Source organism: Aliiroseovarius sp. S1339 (assembly GCF_023195695.1).
In the GTDB taxonomy this organism is placed as follows: Bacteria; Pseudomonadota; Alphaproteobacteria; order Rhodobacterales; family Rhodobacteraceae; genus Aliiroseovarius.
The window spans coordinates 131,989-150,247 of sequence record NZ_JALPQG010000002.1 but is presented as its reverse complement, the minus strand read 5'-3'; the positions used below and the strand labels follow the sequence as shown (position 1 = coordinate 150,247).

Annotated in this window: 18 protein-coding genes; 2 read left to right on the top strand and 16 right to left on the bottom strand. The window is 58.5% G+C overall.

The window, feature by feature from the left end; all coding sequences use genetic code 11:
• Positions 1-23: 23 nt before the first annotated feature.
• The 12 genes from MUY35_RS03760 to MUY35_RS03705 all read right to left on the bottom strand — a co-directional run bounded on the left by MUY35_RS03760 (position 24) and on the right by MUY35_RS03705 (position 10,263).
• Complete coding sequence (locus MUY35_RS03760; RefSeq protein ID WP_248364031.1) at positions 24-827, bottom strand: purine-nucleoside phosphorylase; 804 nt, start codon at positions 825-827, stop codon at positions 24-26.
• Positions 811-1,818 carry an ABC transporter permease gene (locus tag MUY35_RS03755; protein WP_248364030.1) on the bottom strand — a complete coding sequence of 336 codons (1,008 nt, stop codon included), beginning with the start codon at positions 1,816-1,818 and terminating at the stop codon, positions 811-813. The genes MUY35_RS03760 and MUY35_RS03755 overlap by 17 nt, the downstream gene beginning before the upstream one ends.
• Positions 1,818-2,915, bottom strand: a complete 1,098-nt coding sequence (locus tag MUY35_RS03750) for an ABC transporter permease (protein ID WP_248364029.1) — start codon at positions 2,913-2,915, stop codon at positions 1,818-1,820. The genes MUY35_RS03755 and MUY35_RS03750 overlap by 1 nt, the downstream gene beginning before the upstream one ends.
• Entirely contained in the window at positions 2,915-4,486 is a 1,572-nt protein-coding gene (locus MUY35_RS03745) for an ABC transporter ATP-binding protein (protein WP_248364028.1), read from the bottom strand. The genes MUY35_RS03750 and MUY35_RS03745 overlap by 1 nt, the downstream gene beginning before the upstream one ends.
• 7 nt (positions 4,487-4,493) lie before the next feature.
• Positions 4,494-5,489 (bottom strand): BMP family ABC transporter substrate-binding protein, encoded by a 996-nt coding sequence (locus tag MUY35_RS03740; RefSeq protein WP_248364027.1) that lies wholly within the window; start codon positions 5,487-5,489, stop codon positions 4,494-4,496.
• Between the two features lie 156 nt (positions 5,490-5,645).
• A complete protein-coding gene (gene rimI / locus MUY35_RS03735) occupies positions 5,646-6,089 on the bottom strand; it encodes a ribosomal protein S18-alanine N-acetyltransferase (RefSeq protein WP_248364025.1) in 444 nt (147 codons plus the stop codon).
• Positions 6,090-6,099: 10 nt separating this feature from the next.
• On the bottom strand, positions 6,100-6,717 hold the full coding sequence (gene tsaB, locus MUY35_RS03730) for a tRNA (adenosine(37)-N6)-threonylcarbamoyltransferase complex dimerization subunit type 1 TsaB (protein ID WP_248364023.1): 618 nt from the start codon (positions 6,715-6,717) through the stop codon (positions 6,100-6,102).
• Positions 6,707-7,270: a NifU family protein gene (locus MUY35_RS03725; RefSeq protein ID WP_248364021.1), complete on the bottom strand. Its 564-nt coding sequence runs from the start codon at positions 7,268-7,270 to the stop codon at positions 6,707-6,709. The genes tsaB and MUY35_RS03725 overlap by 11 nt, the downstream gene beginning before the upstream one ends.
• 70 nt (positions 7,271-7,340) lie before the next feature.
• On the bottom strand, positions 7,341-7,796 hold the full coding sequence (locus MUY35_RS03720; RefSeq protein ID WP_248364020.1) for a universal stress protein: 456 nt from the start codon (positions 7,794-7,796) through the stop codon (positions 7,341-7,343).
• A gap of 59 nt (positions 7,797-7,855) precedes the next feature.
• The gene (locus MUY35_RS03715) at positions 7,856-8,890 is read right to left on the bottom strand and encodes an AbrB family transcriptional regulator (RefSeq protein ID WP_248364019.1); all 1,035 of its coding nucleotides are present in this window, start codon (positions 8,888-8,890) and stop codon (positions 7,856-7,858) included.
• Entirely contained in the window at positions 8,883-9,746 is an 864-nt protein-coding gene (locus MUY35_RS03710) for a branched-chain amino acid aminotransferase (protein WP_248364018.1), read from the bottom strand. The genes MUY35_RS03715 and MUY35_RS03710 overlap by 8 nt, the downstream gene beginning before the upstream one ends.
• Positions 9,747-9,825: 79 nt before the next feature.
• The gene (locus MUY35_RS03705) at positions 9,826-10,263 is read right to left on the bottom strand and encodes a DUF1489 domain-containing protein (protein WP_248364017.1); all 438 of its coding nucleotides are present in this window, start codon (positions 10,261-10,263) and stop codon (positions 9,826-9,828) included.
• A 127-nt stretch (positions 10,264-10,390) separates the two neighbouring features.
• On the opposite strand from MUY35_RS03705, the gene MUY35_RS03700 reads away from it, so the two are divergent.
• Positions 10,391-12,646, top strand: a complete 2,256-nt coding sequence (locus MUY35_RS03700) for an adenosylcobalamin-dependent ribonucleoside-diphosphate reductase (protein WP_248364016.1) — start codon at positions 10,391-10,393, stop codon at positions 12,644-12,646.
• A gap of 325 nt (positions 12,647-12,971) precedes the next feature.
• Positions 12,972-13,202 (top strand): hypothetical protein, encoded by a 231-nt coding sequence (locus tag MUY35_RS03695; protein WP_248364015.1) that lies wholly within the window; start codon positions 12,972-12,974, stop codon positions 13,200-13,202.
• A 47-nt stretch (positions 13,203-13,249) separates the two neighbouring features.
• On the opposite strand, the gene MUY35_RS03690 is transcribed toward MUY35_RS03695, so the two are convergent.
• The 4 genes from MUY35_RS03690 to MUY35_RS03675 form a co-directional block, all read right to left on the bottom strand.
• Positions 13,250-15,931 carry an HAD-IC family P-type ATPase gene (locus MUY35_RS03690; RefSeq protein WP_248364014.1) on the bottom strand — a complete coding sequence of 894 codons (2,682 nt, stop codon included), beginning with the start codon at positions 15,929-15,931 and terminating at the stop codon, positions 13,250-13,252.
• A 403-nt stretch (positions 15,932-16,334) separates the two neighbouring features.
• Positions 16,335-17,036, bottom strand: coding sequence for a helix-turn-helix transcriptional regulator (locus MUY35_RS03685; protein WP_248364013.1), 702 nt, complete (start codon positions 17,034-17,036; stop codon positions 16,335-16,337).
• A gap of 12 nt (positions 17,037-17,048) precedes the next feature.
• Positions 17,049-17,336: an AraC family transcriptional regulator ligand-binding domain-containing protein gene (locus tag MUY35_RS03680; RefSeq protein WP_248364012.1), complete on the bottom strand. Its 288-nt coding sequence runs from the start codon at positions 17,334-17,336 to the stop codon at positions 17,049-17,051.
• A 91-nt stretch (positions 17,337-17,427) separates the two neighbouring features.
• A complete protein-coding gene (locus MUY35_RS03675; protein WP_248364011.1) occupies positions 17,428-18,249 on the bottom strand; it encodes an SDR family oxidoreductase in 822 nt (273 codons plus the stop codon).
• Between the last annotated feature and the right edge of the window lie 10 nt (positions 18,250-18,259).

Sequence of the window (18,259 nt, the reverse complement as noted above, 5' to 3'; positions counted from 1 at the left end):
TTTATTGGCCCAAGACGCGGTGGTTAGTCACGCTTTAAGTATCGTCGAACCAGTTTTTCCAGTTTTTTGGCCCCAAGTGGCGCCATTGCCTTGGTGTGTTCGTGGCTGATCGCCTCATCCGACATACCCTGCGCCATGTTGGTAATGGTCGAAAAGGCTGCGACCCGCAAATCAAGGAACCGCGCGAGAATCACCTCGGGCACGGTAGACATGCCGACGGCGTCTGCCCCCAGCGTGCGGATGGCGCGGATCTCGGCGGGTGTTTCGAACGAGGGACCGGAATACCAAGCATAGACGCCCGGCGTCAGGGTGATCCCCTCTTCCTTGGCGATGGCTGAGAATTCCGCCTGCATCTGGGCGTCATATGCACCCCCCATCGGCACGAACCGGCGGTCTGAAGGCTCGCCGATCAGCGGGTTCAAGCCCGAGAAATTGATGTGGTCCGAAATCAACATGAGTTCACCCGGCGGAATGTCAGCCCGCATCGAACCCGCTGCGTTGGTCAGGATCAGCCGCTTGGCACCAAGCGCCTTCAGAAGTTCAAGGGGCAGCCGCATCGCGTCCGCTTTGCCGTTCTCATAATAATGCGACCGGCCACCAAATATCGCAACGCGCGTGCCCTCCATCTGGCCGATGACCAGCTTTGGATTGTGGCCAGAAACATGGCCCTGCGGGAAGCCGTCAAGCTGGTCATAGGGGATAGAGACACCGTCGACCGAGTCGGCCAGATGACCCAACCCCGACCCCAGAACCAGCCCAACCTCGACCGGGTTCGACCCGGCCAGATCGCGGACTTGGGCTGCCAGTTCCTTAGCGTTCTTTGACATAGGGAACTCCACCCGCTTTCGGGCCAACGGCTTTGCCGACGAAACCAGCCAGAATAACCACGGTCAGGATATAGGGCAGCGCCTGCATAAACTGAACGGGAACGACGAAGCCGCCAAGGTCGATGCTTTGGTAACGGTTCGCGATGGCTTCCAGCAGGCCGAACAGAAAGGTTGCGCCCAAGGCAGGGACCGGTTTCCACTTGGCGAAGATCAAGGCGGCCAGTGCGATAAAGCCGCGCCCGGCACTCATTTCCTTAACGAAGCCCGCGCCCAGACCGGTGGCCAGATAGACGCCCGCCAAGCCGCAAAGAATGCCGGCGATGGCCATCGCGCTATAACGCAGGCCGATCACCGAAATGCCTGCCGTATCGACGGCCGCAGGGTTTTCGCCTACGGCACGCAGGCGCAGACCAAAGCGCGTGCGATACAGGACGAACCACGACAGCGGCACCAGAAGCAGGCCGACATAGACCAAAATGGTGTGGCCCGAGATCAGTTCAGAATAGATTTGCTGCACGGGATTGGCTTGTTCAATCATTTTCGACAAAGGCAACCCGGCGGCTTCGGCGTCGGCTTTGGTGATCGAGAAGGGCAGGTCGATGTTGGTGAAACGGCCCTTGCCAAACAGCGACGGCGTGCGCCCACCAAGCGCGAACCATGCTTCGCCAACCAGAACGGTCAGACCCGAAGCAAGGAAGTTCAGCGCAACGCCCGAGATAAGTTGATTGCCCTGAAAGGTGATCGACGCCATGCCATGCACGGCCGAAAACGCAAGTGACCCGGCAACACCGGCCAGCAAGCCAAGCCAGACAGAACCGGTCATGGCTGCGACGGCGGCCGCAAAGAAGGCCGACACAAGGATCTTGCCCTCAAGCCCAATGTCAAAGATGCCCGCGCGTTCTGAAAATAGCCCGGCAAGACAGGCAAACAGCAGCGGTATCGCAAGACGCAGGCCGCTGTCGAAGATTTGGACAATCGTGAAGAAATCCATCAGCTTGCCCTCCGTTTCGCAGCGGCAATGAAGACGCGTTCAACCGGTTTGCGCACCATGTTGTCCAGTGCGCCGGTGAACAAGATCACGAGGCCCTGTATGACAATGACAAGTTCGCGCGGGATCTTCGTCCACAACGACAATTCGCTGCCGCCTTGATACAGGAAGCCGAACAATAACGCGGCCAGCAACACGCCGAACGGATGGTTGCGGCCCATCAAGGCCACAGCAATGCCGATAAACCCAGCGCCCTCGACCGAGTTCAGGACAAGGCGTTCAGCCTCGCCCATCGTGTTGTTGATCGACATCATGCCCGACAGACCACCCGACAGCAGCATCGCGATCATGGTGATCTTGACGGGCGAGATGCCAGCGTAGACGGAAGCCTCTTGGCTATGTCCGAAGGACCGGATCTCGTATCCCAGTCGTGACCGCCAGATCAGCAGATAGACGACCACGCACGCCGCAAGGGCGATGAAAAGCGAGACATTCACCGGTGCCGACTTGGAAAATGCGATGCCAAACGGCGCCAGCATCTCGTGCAGGGTCGGCAGATGTGTCGCGTCGGGGAAGGCGGCCGTTTGCGGGTTCATCTCGCCTTTCGGGCGCAGGATATTCACCAGCATGTAGTTCAGAAGCGATGCGGCGATAAAGTTGAACATGATCGTCGTGATCACCACGTGGCTGCCGCGTTTGGCTTGCAGATAGGCCGGGATGGCCGCCCAAGCCGCACCGAACACCGCGCCGCCAATCATCGCAAAAAGGATCGCGACGGACCAGTGCGGGAAGGGGATGTAAAGGCAGACAAGCGCCACGCCCAACCCACCAATCATCGCCTGACCTTCACCACCGATGTTGAACATCGCCGCCTTGAAGGCAATCGACACGGCAAGTCCCGTGAAGATGAAATTGGTGGCGTAATACAGCGTATAGCCCCAGCCATAGGTCGACCCAAGCGCGCCCGTGATCATCATTTGCAACGCCTTGATCGGGTTTTCCCCGATGGCCAGAATGACCAATCCAGACAGCACGAAGGCAATCAGCAGGTTGAGAAACGGGATCAGGGCAACGTCGGCCCATTTTGGCATTTTTTCCATCAGGCTGCGTCCCCTTCGCCGGTGACTCCGGCCATCAGCAGGCCAAGCTCGCGTTCGTCGGTCTGATCTGGAAGGCGTTCGCCCATGATATGTCCATCAAACATGACGGCAATCCTGTCGCTGAGCGACAGGATTTCTTCCAGCTCGACCGAGACCAGCAGGATCGCCTTGCCCTGATCGCGAAGCGCGATGATTTGCTGGTGGATGAATTCGATCGCGCCGATATCGACGCCGCGTGTGGGCTGACCGACCAGCAACAGGTCGGGGTTGCGTTCGATTTCGCGGGCGACAACGATTTTCTGCTGGTTGCCGCCGGAAAAGCTTTTGGCTTCAAGCTGCGGATTTGGCGGGCGGACATCGAAGCGGTCCATCTTGTCCTGCGCGACCTCCACCATTTTCGCGTTATCCATCAAAAACCTGTTTTTCTGATATTCGGGTTCGTGGTGGTATCCGAACACCATGTTTTGCCACGCGGGAAAATCCATGATCAGCCCGTGATCCTGCCGGTCTTCTGGTACATGGGCAATGCCGCGCGCGCGACGAGATCTTCCGTCGGAAAACTTTCCTGTCAGGTCAATCGGTTGTCCGTTGACACGAATGTTGCCGGTGGCCGTGGCATAGCCGCCTAGAACTTCCAGCAATTGGGACTGCCCGTTGCCGGACACGCCCGCAATACCAAGGATTTCGCCCGCCCGCACATTCAACGAAATGCCCTTAAGGCGTTCGACGCCGTGTTCGTCGACCATGTGAAGGTTTTCGACCTCAAGCACCTTTTCGCCCGGACTGGCAGGGACTTTGTCGACCCTGAGCAGCACCTTGCGGCCCACCATCAGCTCGGCCAAATGTTCGGCGTTGGTGTCTTTTGTCTTGACCGTCGCGGTCATCTCTCCGCGTCGCATGACAGATACCGTGTCGGTGATCTCCATGATCTCGCGCAGCTTGTGGGTGATCAGAACAATTGTCTTTCCCTGATCGCGCAGCCCGTTGAGGATACGGAATAGGTGGTCGGCTTCGGCGGGGGTCAGCACGCCGGTCGGCTCGTCCAGGATCAGGATATCAGCTTCACGATACAGCGCTTTCAGAATTTCGACACGTTGCAAAACGCCTACGCCCAGATTTTCGATCAGGGCATCGGGATCGACATGCAGTTCATATTCTTCCGCAAGAGATTTCAGTGACTTGCGCGCTTTAGCTAAAGAAGGTCGCAGCATAGCGCCTTCCTCGACCCCAAGGATCACATTTTCAAGCACTGAGAAATTTTCAACCAGCTTGAAGTGCTGAAACACCATCCCGATCCCGGCGCGAATGGCGGCCTGACTGTCGGGGATCTGGGTTTCTTTGCCGTGGATGAATATCTGGCCTTCATCGGCTTTGTAAAACCCATAAAGGATGGACATCAGCGTCGATTTGCCCGCGCCGTTTTCGCCGATGATCCCGTGGATCGTCCCCGGCTGCACAGAAATCGAGATGTCCTTGTTCGCCTGCACCGGGCCAAAGGCCTTTGAGATGCCGCGAAGTTCAATGGCGGGAGCAACAGTCGCCTGTTGCCCCCCTTTGGTTAGATCAGCCATCGCCGGATCAGAAGTTAATGACAGGGCAGGTGTCATCCGACTGATAGTCGTGAACAGCGATCTCGCCCGAGATTATCTTGGCCTTGGCGTCATCCACGGCGGCCGTCATCTCGTCGGTGACAAGATCGGCGTTGTGTTCATCCATGGCGAGGCCGACCCCGTCATGGGCCAAGTCCATCACGCGCAGGCCCGGTTTTAGCGCTTCGCCCTCTTTCATTGATTCATAGACGGACACATCAACCCGCTTGACCATCGAAGTCAAAACCTTGCCGGGGTGCAGATAGTTCTGGTTGCTGTCCACACCGATTGACAGGATGCCTTCGTCAGCGGCGGTTTGCAGGACACCGATGCCAGTGCCGCCTGCCGCAGCATAGATCACGTCAGCGCCCTGGCTGATCTGGGCTTTCGTCAATTCGCCGCCCTTGACCGGGTCATTCCATGCGGTTGGGGTCGTGCCGGTCATGTTCGAAATGATCTTGGCATCTGGGTTCGTCGCCAGAACGCCCTGCGCATAGCCACAACCAAATTTGCGGATCAGCGGGATGTCCATGCCGCCGATGAAACCGACCGTGTTGGATTTGGACGCCATGGCCGCCATGATACCCGCCAGATATGAGCCTTCGTGCTCGGCAAATGCCACATTCAACACGTTGGGGGCATCGGACCAGCCATCATTGGCGACGAATGTGGTTTCCGGGAAATCCGGAGCAACCTCTGACAATGCTGCGGACATGGCGAAACCTAAGGTGACGACCGGGTTCGCACCCGTTTCAGCGAAGCGGCGCAATGCTTGTTCGCGTTGGGCTTCGGACTGAAGTTCGATCTCAAGATAATTGCCGCCGGTTTCTTCCGCCCATTTCTGCGCACCGTTATAGCCGGCTTCGTTGAACGATTTGTCGAACTTGCCGCCAAGGTCGAAAATAATCGCGGGTTCGGCCATAGCCGCACCTGCGGTCAGGGCCATTGACGCAGCAGCGCCAAGAAAGGTCTTCATCAGGGTCATTTGAATACTCCCGGTTGTTGTTGTTGGGGCGGGTAGACGTTGTGTCCGCCGATTCCCAAATTCTGCGAGCAGATCGCTGACTAGGATCATCCGGGATTTTGGGCAAAGGGCAAGGGCGCGGTCAACATTAAGTTTTAGGGCCCGGTCTGAAAACGCCTATTTTTCAGAAGGTTCACCCAAGGGAAGGTGCTTGTGCAGCAAGATTGCGTCGGCGTTTCCACTCCCACGGCGTGCATAATAGCCCGTCCTGCGTCCAGATTCGGTCCAGCCGGCCGATAAATACAGGGCGCGGGCTGTTTCGTTGTCCTGAGCAACTTCAAGAAAGGCACGCGTGGCCCCGCGCGTTTGGGCTTGCTGTTCAAACTGTTGCAACAACTGGCGACCGATGCCCTTGCCCTGCTGCTCGCGATGAACGGCGACAGTCAAAAGTTCGGCCTCATCGACGATCACGCGGCCCATGGCGAAGCCATGAGGCATGGTCACGACGAAAATATGGGGCGAGGCCAACAGCGCCTCCATCTCATCAACACTCCACGCACGGGCCGTTTGGAAGGCAGCCGCGTGCAGGCGTGCAATCGTGTCTGCGGTCGCGTCCGTCATACCAACGGGCTCAGGGAAGGATCAGCGGGGCCGGATCGCGCGGTGGGGCGGCGTCGGCTGTGCGAATGTAAAGCGGGGCAGGGCGCGGGATTGGGGCTTTGGCTGCCTTTGTAATACGGGATGCTGCGATGCGCGCGATGGCCGGGGCCGGGTCGCCCAATGCGTCGGGACCAACCCGCGCGCCATCAAGGGCGGCGGCTTCACGGGCTGACAGCAGACTGGGCGCCTCATCATCCCCATTTGGGCGCAGATATTGAGCGTAGAGGTGATCGCGGCGGGCGTCGATCAGCGACCAGACGGGACGTGCGGCATCAATGGCCTGCGCTTCAAGCGATGAAACGCCAATGGCCGGAATACCCAGTGACAGTGCCAGACCACGGGCTGCCGAAACCGAAATACGGATGCCAGTGAAATTGCCCGGCCCGATGCCGACGCCGATCGCTGACAGGTCTTTCCACGCCACACCCGCTTCAGCCAACACTTGTTCGAGCAACGGCATCAGACGTTCGGCCTGTCCACGCGCCATTTCTTCAAACCCTGTCGCAATGACCTTGTCGCCCGATAGCAAAGCGGCCGCGCAGTGCGCGGCCGATGTGTCAAACGCCAAAATCAGGGGATTATGCTGCAACGGGTCGCACCTCGATCACCTCAGGGATATAGTGCTTCAGCAGGTTTTCGATGCCCATTTTCAACGTCAGCGTCGACGAGGGGCAGCCTGCGCACGCGCCTTGCATATGCAGGTAAACGACGCCGCGATCAAAGCCGTGGAAGGTGATGTCGCCGCCATCTTGCGCAACGGCAGGGCGCACGCGCGTATCAAGCAGTTCTTTGATCTGCTCGACAATCTCGCCATCTTCGCCGTGGTGTTCGGCGTGGCCCGACGGGGCCGCAGCCTCGCCCGCCATGATCGGTTGGCCAGACTGGAAATGCTCCATGATCGCGCCAAGGATCGCCGGTTTGATGTGGTCCCATTCGGTGTCTTCGCCTTTGGTGACGGTCACAAAATCCGCGCCGAAGAAAACGCCCGCGACGCCCTGCACCTTGAAGATACGTTCGGCCAGCGGCGAACTGCCCGCCGTGTCAGGAGTGGGGAAATCAGCGGTTCCCGTGCCCAAGACGGCCTGTCCGGGCAGGAATTTCAGCGTCGCTGGGTTCGGAGTGGATTCGGTCTGGATGAACATGTTGGCGCACCTTTTTTGTCAGGTTTGATATGGGCCTCGAAAGGCGCAAAGTCAAGGTGGGCTTAGGTGTTCAGGTGATCTCTTCCAGCCGGTCCTTGGACATTTCGCCTGGCACAATGGTCATTGGCACCGCCAACGTGGATGAGGCGCGCATTAAATGGCTGATAATCGGTCCCGGTCCGTTCTTTTCCGAGCCTGCGCCAAGTACCAAAACACCAACGTCCGGGTTCTCGTTAATATGGGCGAGGATTTCTGGCATCGCATCGCCTTCGCGGATCACAAGTTCGGGATCGACCCCTTGGCGGTCACGCATCCACTTGGCATAGACTTCGAAATGCACGGTGATGCGTTCACGTGCCTCTTCGCGCATGATGTTGCCCACGCCAATCCAATGGTTGAATTCGTCCGGTGCAATGATTGAAAGCACTTGCACCCCACCGCCGGTTTTGGCGGCCCGCATGGCGGCAAAACGCATGGCGTTCAGGCACTCGCGGCTATCATCAAGGATCACAAGGAACTTGCGCATGTTGGACCTCCCAAAAACGAGGCCAGTCTGCATCGGGGGTCGGGTGCTGTCCACAGTTTTCAACGCGGCATGCGGCGGGCGATGCGGGCCGCATAGGCTGTGATCAGGACTGCCAGCAGAACCAACCGACCCACATGCGCTGCTGCGACGAAACTGGGGTCTGCGCCCATGGCAACCCCGACAATGATCATGGTTTCCAGCCCGCCGGGGGCGAAGCCGACCAGCAGATCCAGAACCGGAAGGCCAGACAGGTGCGCCGCAGGAATGGCAACGGCGGCGGCCATCGTGCCGGTCAGCGCAACAACGATCCCTCCGGCTGCGACGTTGCGTTTCAGATCGCGCCAAGTGACACCAGAAAACCGGGTGCCAATCAAGCATCCCATCATCACCAGCACCACCTGGCTGACCCATGGGGGCAGGTTGCCATCAACGGCCCCAGTCAGGTGAAAGGCGGCAGCAGCGATCATCGCGGCCAGCAAAACCGGTGCAGGTAAGCGCAAACGTATCAACAGCGGCGTAAGCGCCAGTGCAACGGCCAGTTCGGCCCCGATCATCAACCACGGGGCCGTGGCGCGCCCGACCGGAAGCCCCGGCCCAAGGTCAATACCGGACAGCCGCGCGGCCAGTGGCACGAACAGGCTCAGCGCAAGAACACGAAACGAGGCCAGAATCGCGGGACGCGCGACCGGAATGCCCAAGCTGTCTGACAGTGACACGACAAGGCTCAGATGGCCGGGGGCTGCCGACAAGAAGGCCTCGTCGCGGTCGAAATCCATCACCCGCATCAACACCCAGCGACCGGCAAATGGAGTCGCAATGGTAAGTGCCGCCAGCAGCGCGAAAGCAATGGGCCAGCGCAATACGGCCTCGATGCTGGTGGGGGTGACCATAGATCCGACTGTCAGCCCGACCAGCAAAAAAATGACGTTACGCAGCGGCGGGGCAATGTCGGTGTCCATCCCGCGCAAGCTGGCAATGGCGACCACCAGTGCGGGCCCGACCAACAGCCCCATCGGCATGTTGATCGCCCACGCCATGGCAGCGCCTACGGACCCGACCAACAGTGTCAGGGCCGTGCGGCGTGGTTCAGCCATTGGAATGGGCCCAGTCCCAATACAGTTCGCGCACCCGGCGCGTTATCGGGCCGGAGTTGTACATCGTGCCATCGAATTCGCTGACCGGCGTGACCTTCATCATGTTGCCAGACATGAATACCTCGTCCGCTTTGCGGAAGTCGTCGAAGGTCAGAACGGCTTCATGCACCTTGATCCCGTCGGCGCGCATGTTGGCCATGTGGCGCGCGCGGGTGATGCCTGCCAGAAAGCAGCCGTTCGGGATCGGGGTGAAGACTTCCCCATCACGCACCATGAAAATATTGGCCGAGGCGGTTTCAGCCACGTTGCCAAGCGCATCGGCGACCAGCGCGTTGCCATAGCCCTTGGCGCGGGCTTCGGCCAACATGCGGGCATTGTTAGGATACAGGCATCCGGCTTTCGCATTGACCACCGCATCCTCGATCACCGGGCGGCGAAAGCGAGTGGTGGTCAAAGTTGTCGTGGTCGTCGGCGGCGCCATCGGTATTTCTTCCAGCGACACGCAAAACCCAGTTGCGCCCGCCTTGGGCACGACCCCAAGGTCGCCGCCTTCCAGCGCCCAATACATTGGACGGATATAGACCGCCGCGCCTTTCGGATAGGCGGCCAAACCCTCTTTCACGATATCGACCATGGTGGAGGTTTCGACCGTTGGCGTGATCATCAGAGCTTCCGCCGACCGGTTCACGCGCGCGCAATGGGGTTCAAGATCCGGATGAATGCCCTCGAAATATCGTGCACCATCAAAGACTGTGGTTCCGAGCCACGATCCATGATCGGCAGCGTTCATCACCGGCATGTCGCCCTCGTGCCATGTGCCGTTGAAATAGGTGCGGATGTTGGTGCCGGTCGCCATCGGGGCCTCCTTGAATATGAGGCTGACAGTATCAGGCGAAAGACCGGTGTCCAGACCCATCGCGCGGCGTGCTGGGCGGTCAGCGGATGCCGATATCGGCCAGCGCCGCAGCCAGTTCGTTGGGTAAGGGCGTGTCGTCTCTGTGTGTGCTTTCGGTCGACAGATCGCGCGGTGCATCTTGTGGGTTCAGATAGCGCCAGCCCTGAAAGGCCCGGCGCGGCTGGCTTTCGGTGCGCACAATTTTCGGGTCAAGCACGATGCCACAGCGGCGAATTCCGTCGTCGCCGATCACCTCTTCCAGCCGCACAATGCGCTGTCGGGCAAGGACAAGCCCTTTGAAAACCCAGTATAGCGATCCACCGGCCAGCAGCATTTCCTCACGCTTGGGCCACATCCGCGTGACATGGCGCGGATTGGCCTGACTGCTTGTCGCCATCCGTGCTGCCTGCCACGTCTCAAGGTCTTCGACTCGCTCGGTGCCGACGCAGAGTTTTACAAGATTTATGGTGTCGGCCAATGCGGCGCCCCATATATTGTGTGATCGAGCCACTACTTTAGTTAAATTCCGGTTGGTTGGCAATTGACCTTGCCCGACCAATTGCCCTATTCTGAAAAGCCTTCCAACACGCATAGGAATCGTCTGCATGAGCCGCTTTGCTGCCCCCATCGCCGAACAAATCTGGGATATGAAATACCGCTTGAAAACGGCGAAGGGGACGCCGGACGATAAAACGGTGGAAGACACATGGCGCCGCATTGCCCGCGCCCTGTCCGAAGCAGAGCCCGCGCAAGAAGATGCCTTCTATGATGCGCTTGAAGATTTCAAGTTCCTGCCCGCTGGCCGGATCACCGCGGGGGCAGGCACTGGCCGGTCTGTGACGCTGTTCAACTGCTTTGTCATGGGCACGATCCCCGACAGCATGGGCGGCATTTTCGATATGCTGAAAGAGGCCGCGCTGACCATGCAGCAGGGCGGGGGGATCGGCTATGACTTCTCGACCATCCGCCCACGTGGCGCGGATGTGAAGGGCGTGGCGGCAGACGCCTCTGGCCCGCTGTCGTTCATGGATGTGTGGGACGCCATGTGCCGCACGATCATGTCGGCAGGCTCGCGTCGCGGCGCGATGATGGCCACGATGCGGTGTGATCACCCAGACATTGAAGACTTCATCACCGCCAAATCCGATGCCGCACGCCTGCGTATGTTCAATATGTCGGTGCTGGTCACGGATGACTTCATGCAGGCAGTCAAAGACGACGCCAGCTGGGATCTGAAATTCGACGACACCATATACCACACGGTTGAAGCGCGCGATCTTTGGAACAAGATCATGAAGGCGACTTACGATTATGCCGAACCCGGTGTGATCTTCATCGACCGCATCAACCAGATGAACAATCTGGCCTATTGCGAGACGATTGCTGCGACCAACCCCTGCGGCGAACAGCCTCTGCCGCCTTATGGCGCTTGCCTTCTTGGCTCGATCAACCTTGCGCGTCTGGTTGCGGACCCGTTCGAGGAAGCTGCCCACTTGGACGGCGACGCCCTGACTGAACTGGTCGCGACCGCCGTGCGCATGATGGACAACGTGGTCGATGCCAGCCGCTTCCCGCTGGAAGCACAGCGGCAAGAGGCCCAAGCCAAACGCCGGATCGGCCTTGGCGTCACTGGCCTTGCCGACGCGCTTCTGATGATGGGGCTGCGCTATGGCTCGGACGAAGCCGCCGCCCAAACGGAAGCGTGGATGAAACAGATCGCGCGTGCGTCTTATCTGGCGTCAGTGGAGTTGGCGAAAGAAAAAGGGCCGTTCCCGCTGTTTGACGCAGACAAATATCTGGCGTCCGGCTCGCTGACCCATATGGATGACGACGTGCGCGACGCCATCCGCAAACACGGTATCCGCAACGCGCTGCTAACCTCGATCGCGCCCACCGGCACGATCAGCCTGTATGCAGGCAACGTGTCGTCGGGGATCGAGCCGGTCTTTGCCTATGCCTACACCCGCAAAGTGCTGCAAAAAGATGGCTCGCGGACGGAAGAAGAGGTCGTGGACTACGCCGTTCAAATGTGGCGCGACAAGTTTGGCGATAAGGAGCTGCCGGATTACTTCGTGAATGCCCAGACGCTGGAGCCTTTGGCGCATGTGAAAATGCAGGCCGCCGCGCAGAAATGGATCGACAGCTCGATCTCGAAAACGATCAACTGCCCGGAAGATATCAGTTTTGAGGCGTTCAAAACGGTCTATATGGAAGCATGGGACAGCGGCTGCAAAGGTTGCACGACCTATCGACCGAACGAGGTCACGGGGTCCGTCCTGTCAGTGTCCGAGGTCAGCGAAAAGGCCCCCGAGGCCGACACCGGTGCGGATGTCGTCTATATCTCCGAGCCGCTCGACCGCCCGCAATCTCTGGAAGGCCACACCTACAAGGTCAAATGGCCCGACAGCGAGCACGCGATCTATATCACCGTGAACGATCTGGTTCTGAACGGCCATCGCCGCCCGTTCGAGGTGTTCATCAACTCGAAGAACATGGAGCATTTCGCCTGGACGGTTGCGTTGACGCGCATGATCTCGGCCGTGTTCCGGCGCGGCGGCGATGTGAGCTTTGTGGTTGAAGAGCTGAAAGCTGTATTTGACCCGCGCGGCGGCGCTTGGATGGAAGGGAAATACATCCCCTCAATCCTCGCAGCCATCGGCGGCGTGATCGAACGTCATATGGTTCTGACAGGGTTCATCGAAGGCGAGGGGATGGGCTTGAAAACGGACCCCCACGCCGAGGTCGTCAACCTTGGCAACGCCCCGCGCGGCCCTGCCTGCCCGAGCTGCGGGCAATATGACATGCGGATGATCGAAGGCTGCATGACCTGTGCGTCTTGTGGGCATTCGAAATGCGGCTAGGCCAGGGCCAGCGTCACTGTTTGTTTAACCAAGCATAACATGGCCACTCAGGGGTGTTTTTTGACCTCTCGACACAGATCAAATGACCACTGGCGGCTCGGCTGTCAGTGGTTTCTTTTATTTTCAATGACTTAGGTAAATGTCCAGTTTGAACATGCAAACTCGCTGATATTCTGTCGCACTTTGACGCGCCGCCTTGATCTGGCGGGAATCGTTGTTCCTCAAAAGTTCCACAGGTTCCGGAACCTTTCATATTATTAACCCAACCCCCTGCGGTCTGGGTGCATCGCTCGGCAAGATCGCCGCGCCATGAAAGGATTCTCACATGACCCGTTCCACCATGATGATCCCGTTCAGATCTCTCAACTTCGTCGATGACGTCCCATCGCTTCACCGGGTTGAAGAGCGTCCGAAGGAATTCTTCCGCACGATGCGCCTAGCACCAGACTCGCCAACGCGGGTTGATCCCAACGACATCCCACTCGCCCAAATCGCGGCGATCACTTATCGAGTTGCCAAGAGAAGTGGAGCGGGAAAGGCATTTCATCGAAGTTGAGCGACAGGATACTGACAGTAAACTACATTCTAAGCGTGACAATCTCCTCACCACGTCAAAAAGCGCAGCACGAAGGGGTTTCCGCGTCGCACAAAGACGCGGCGCAGTTCGTCCCCCAACAGTATTAGCAGGGCAAACGGCACGGACAGCATCAGGTGCCAGGCCTCAAGCGGTGCGGTGCCGAAAAACGTGTTGAAGGCCGGGATATAGCTGATGCAGGCCAGCAGCAGCAGTTCAAATGCGATCCCCACCAAGACCAGCTTGTTGGACAGCAGCCCGACGGTCAGCAGGCTTTGCGTTCGGGTTCGGCAGATGATCACATCCGCCACTTGGCAAATGATGATCGAGGCAAAGAACCCGGTGATTGCCGTCCGGTACAATGGGTCCGAGCTGGCCAGGTCTTGCCCCCATTCCCACCCCCCGGTGTAGAGGATGGTGAAATAGGTGAAAAACCCCGCCGCCGCCTGCAACATTCCGATAATTCCATAACTCATCAGCAGCAGGTTGCGGCTTAGCAACCGTTCACCCCGTTGTCTGGGTTTGCGTTTCATCACATCGGTTTCCGGCTTTTCCGCCCCCAGACCGAGCGCGGGCAGAATGTCCGTGCCCAAATCGATGCTGAGGATCAGGATCACCGTCAGCGGCAAAGGAATATCCAGCAACACAAAGGCGATGAAGGGCAGAATCTCGGGGATGTTGGAGGTCAGGATATAGGCGATAAACTTCTTGATGTTGTCGAAAATGGTGCGGCCTTCTTCTACGGCCGCAACGATGGTGGCGAAATTGTCGTCCATCAGCACCATATCGCTGGCCTCTTTGGCGACATCGGTTCCCATCACGCCCATGGCCACACCCATGTCGGCGTTCTTCAGCGCGGGTGCGTCGTTCACCCCGTCGCCTGTGACTGTCACGATCTCTCCGCTGGCTTGTAGGGCCTGAACGACCTGCAATTTTTGGGCCGGTGCGATGCGGGCGAAGATAATCTCTGCCTCGTCTTGCAAGACGGTCTGCAGTTCGGCGTCGGTCATCTGTGACAGCTCGTCGCCCTGTACCACGCGTCCATGCGGGCCCATCATCCCGATCTGTTGGGCGATGGTCTTTGCGGTCAGGCCGAAATCACCGGTCAGCATGATCACCCTGATGCCTGCTGACACGCAACGCTCCAAGGCGATGGGCACTTCTGGGCGGGGCGGGTCGATCATCCCCGTCAGGCCCAGAAACACGTATCCATCCTCGGGCACCCCGTCGCGGTCGCAAGCACGCGCGGCAAAGCCCAGCCCGCGTTCGCCGCGGCCTGCCAATTTGTGATACGCATCCACGATGTCGCCGTGGCGATCCGGGGTCAGCGCAAATTCTTCGCCATTCAGAGCAACCTTGTCGCACATGGCCAGCACCACCTCGGGCGCGCCCTTAAGGTAGGCTTGCGGCCCGGTCCCATCATCGGTGACCGTGATCATCCGCTTGCTGGTCGAGTTAAAGGGCTGTTCGGCGATCTCTTCGACACGCCGCAGGGCGGCTGGATCGGTGTAGTTGCGCGCGTAAAGCAGCAGCGCACCTTCGGTCGCATCGCCCGCGTAACCATCATCGGTCAGATAGGCGTTGTTGCAGACACACATGACCCGAAGCAGTCGATCAAAGGCAGCGGCATCCGCCACCTGCCTGTCATCAACGGCATAGGCGGCCCCGCCGACGACAACCGTGTTCACGCCAAGCCGGTTTTGCGTCAGTGTGCCCGTCTTGTCTGTGCAGATGACAGTGGTCGACCCAAGGGTTTCGACGCTTTCAAGGTTCTTGATCAACGCGTTCTTCTGCGCCATGCGGCGGCTGGCCATGGTCAGGCTAAGCGTAACAGTGGGCAGCAAGCCTTCGGGCACATTCGCCACAATGATGCCGATCGCGAAGATCAGGCTGCCGATCACATTGTTGCCGATGGCGACAGACACGCCAAAGAAACTCACCCCCAGAAAGATTGCGATGAAGCTGATGACCTTGATGAAGTATTTCAGTTCCTGGTGGATGGGGGTTTCCGTCGCCTCTGTGGCCTTGGTCAGTGCCACAATGCCACCAATCTGGGTGTTCATGCCGGTTTCGACTAGCAACACCTTACCTTCGCCGTTTTGCACAAGGCTGCCAGAGAAGATCATATTGGGGCTTTCCAGCATCGCCTTGGCTGATTTGCCTTGGTCCAGCAATTGCGGTTCGCTTTCACCGGTCAGGCTTGAATTGTCGACCTTCAGCTCTTTGGCCTCAATCAATCGCCCGTCGGCAGGCACCTTGTCACCTTCGTTCAGCACAATCACGTCACCGGGCACCAACTCGCCGACGGGCACCTCTTGCGGGTTGCCGTCGCGCAGGGCGGTGATCATCGAGGGCAGCATATTCTTGAAGCTGTCCATGATGCGTTCGCTTTGATGTTCCTGAAAATAGGTGAACGCCGCGTTTAGGAACACCACACCGACCAGCGCAATGGCGATATAGAGATTGCCGTTGCCCGGGTCCAATTTCTCGGCCGTCATCGCCAGCGCGCCGCCTGCGATCAGCAGGATGGCAAAGAAATTCTTGAACTGCTGAAGAAACTTGACGATTTCGGGCGTGTCCTTCGAAACCTTCAGCTCGTTGGTGCCATACCGCTCCAGCCGGTTTTTCGCTTCGTCTGTCGTCAGGCCTTCGGGCGTGCTGTCAAGCTCCTCCAAGACGTCTGTAAGCGATCTGGTGTGGTAGTCTGCCATGTTCTCCGCCCCATTTCTTGCGGGCGTAAAACATACCCAACTGTCCTAAGTATCAATCCACACGCGCCGAAAAATAATGATGTAGATCATGATCGGCGCTGTTTTTGGAAGGCTGCGTTTGGCGAAGAAAACAACTATTTCGTGGCCATCACGCAAGGATTTCGGGCTCAGACCTCGATTTCGTTCAATCAGCGGCGAACAATCCCTTTAAGGCCGTTAATGCCTCCTTTGTGAAATCTGCAGCATTCTTCACGAAGGGCCCACAGCGGCCAATCATCGCTCTTACCACCTCTTGATAGTGTCGAATGACCACTAGGAGCCCTGTGTTATTAATGCTGCGCCATGATCGAACGGCTGGTTAAGGCACTCCTGAGAACATCAGCCTCAAATTCCAAGCAAGTTTCTAGGACACGAAGTTCGCTTGTCGGAACTTCTCCGGCGTCGTATCGAACCAGTCCCGAAAGGCACGGTTGAATGAGCTTGGCTCTTTGTATCCAAGCAGGAACGAAATCTCAGATAGCGTCAATTCGGTTGATTTTAGATAGGTTCTAGTTAGCTCCGCTCTCGTCCCGTTGAGAAGTGCTTTGAAGCTCGTGCCTTCCTGCTGAAGACGACGTTGCAATGTTCGTGGGTTCATCGACAGTGTGCCCGCGATATGCACAGCATTCGCATCATCCGCCGGAATGGCGCGGTGGAGCGCGGCCTGCACACGCTCGGTTATGGAAGCGCTGCCCTGCAGCTCTGCCAGCTGTTCCTTCAGTGCAGGTTCAAAAGCGCTCCAGATCGCATCATTGCCGCTGACAAATGCCAAGTCGGCATCGCGCCCGGCGAATGTGATCGACACCTCATCCGCCCGTCTGATCGGACCGCCGATGTATTCCAGATAGGCGGCCATGCACTGCGGCAAAACGGGCATGGACACCTCGATCAGATGCACCACCATGCGCGTGCATTGTCGGGCGAGGTAAACCCAGAACAGAACTTCGCTGATCAAGAGCGGTTGGGGTGGTCGCAGATGCACGGGCCAGGACCAGGACAGCTTCAGGCGGTTTGCATCTTCCACGTTGATCGTGATCGGCCCGGTCAGCGCCTTGTATCGCGCCACGCGCCGTGCGGCCTAACGCAGATTGTGGGAACAAACCGCCGCATAGAGGGGGGGCGAAAACACCTCCACCTCGAGGGCGCTGGCCAGTGCGCGCGGGACGTCGCGCGGGCCGCTGTGACGCTCCATCGCCTCCCAGAACCGGAAGTAGCTTTCCGCGTCGAGCGTGGCGGGAAGGGTGTTGAAGAGTGTCGGCGAAAAACCGGCGTCGCGCAATGTGTCGGCGACCGGCAGGCCCATCTCGGCAAATAGGATGCGCCAGCCGGGATTGACGACGAAACTTTCCGGTCTTTCGAAGTGCATGTGAAGATCATAGGGCCTCGATCCGGATGCGAACAGCCTGTTCTAAACGCATGGGGCCACCACTACCTACTAACGGTGACCCTGGCTATTGCTAAAGTCCCATCTGGCTGCGGATCATTGCCAGATACTCGGGATCATCCATCGCTTTGCGGGCTGAGATGATTTGCTCGGCATCCCGACCTGAGACATAGCGCATTTGATCGGTGCCATCGGTCGCCGCTTGCCAGATTGTCTCTGCCACCTGAATGGGATCACCCGCACCCTCGCCACCGGCAGCCATCGCGGCCGTTACACCTGCGACAAAGTCGTCGTATTCAGTCAACGTCGGATCAAGAGTCATGTCGAAGGACGAGCCACCAAAGTTGGTTTTCATCATGCCCGGCTCGACCAGTTTGACCCTCACGCCAATGGCCGACAACTCGAAGGACAGTGCCTCGCTCAGGCCTTCCACGGCAAACTTCGACCCGTGATAAAACGTGCCCAGCGGGAACGTGATCTTACCGCCCATCGACGAGATGTTGATGATCGTGCCTGCGCCACGCTTGCGGAAATGCGGGATGATGGCCTGCATCACCAGCATCGTGCCGATCACGTTGACCTCGTATTGCATCCGCATCTTGTGTTCGGGTGTCGCTTCCAACAGACCGTAGGAACCGTAGCCTGCGTTATTCAGCACCACGTCGATTTTACCGAAGTGTTCGATCCCGGCGGCGACGGCTGCGTCGATCGTGTCTTTCTTGGTCACGACCAACGTCGTCACCAACACTTTGTCGAGCGCATTCAGCTCGGTATCGTCTTCTGGGTTCGAGCGAACGGTCGCGATGACATTCCAGCCCCGTTCCTGAAAGAGCTTGGCGGTCAATCGTCCGATGCCGCTGCTGCATCCGGTGATGAGGATCGTTTCGTTTTTCATGAGGGTTCTC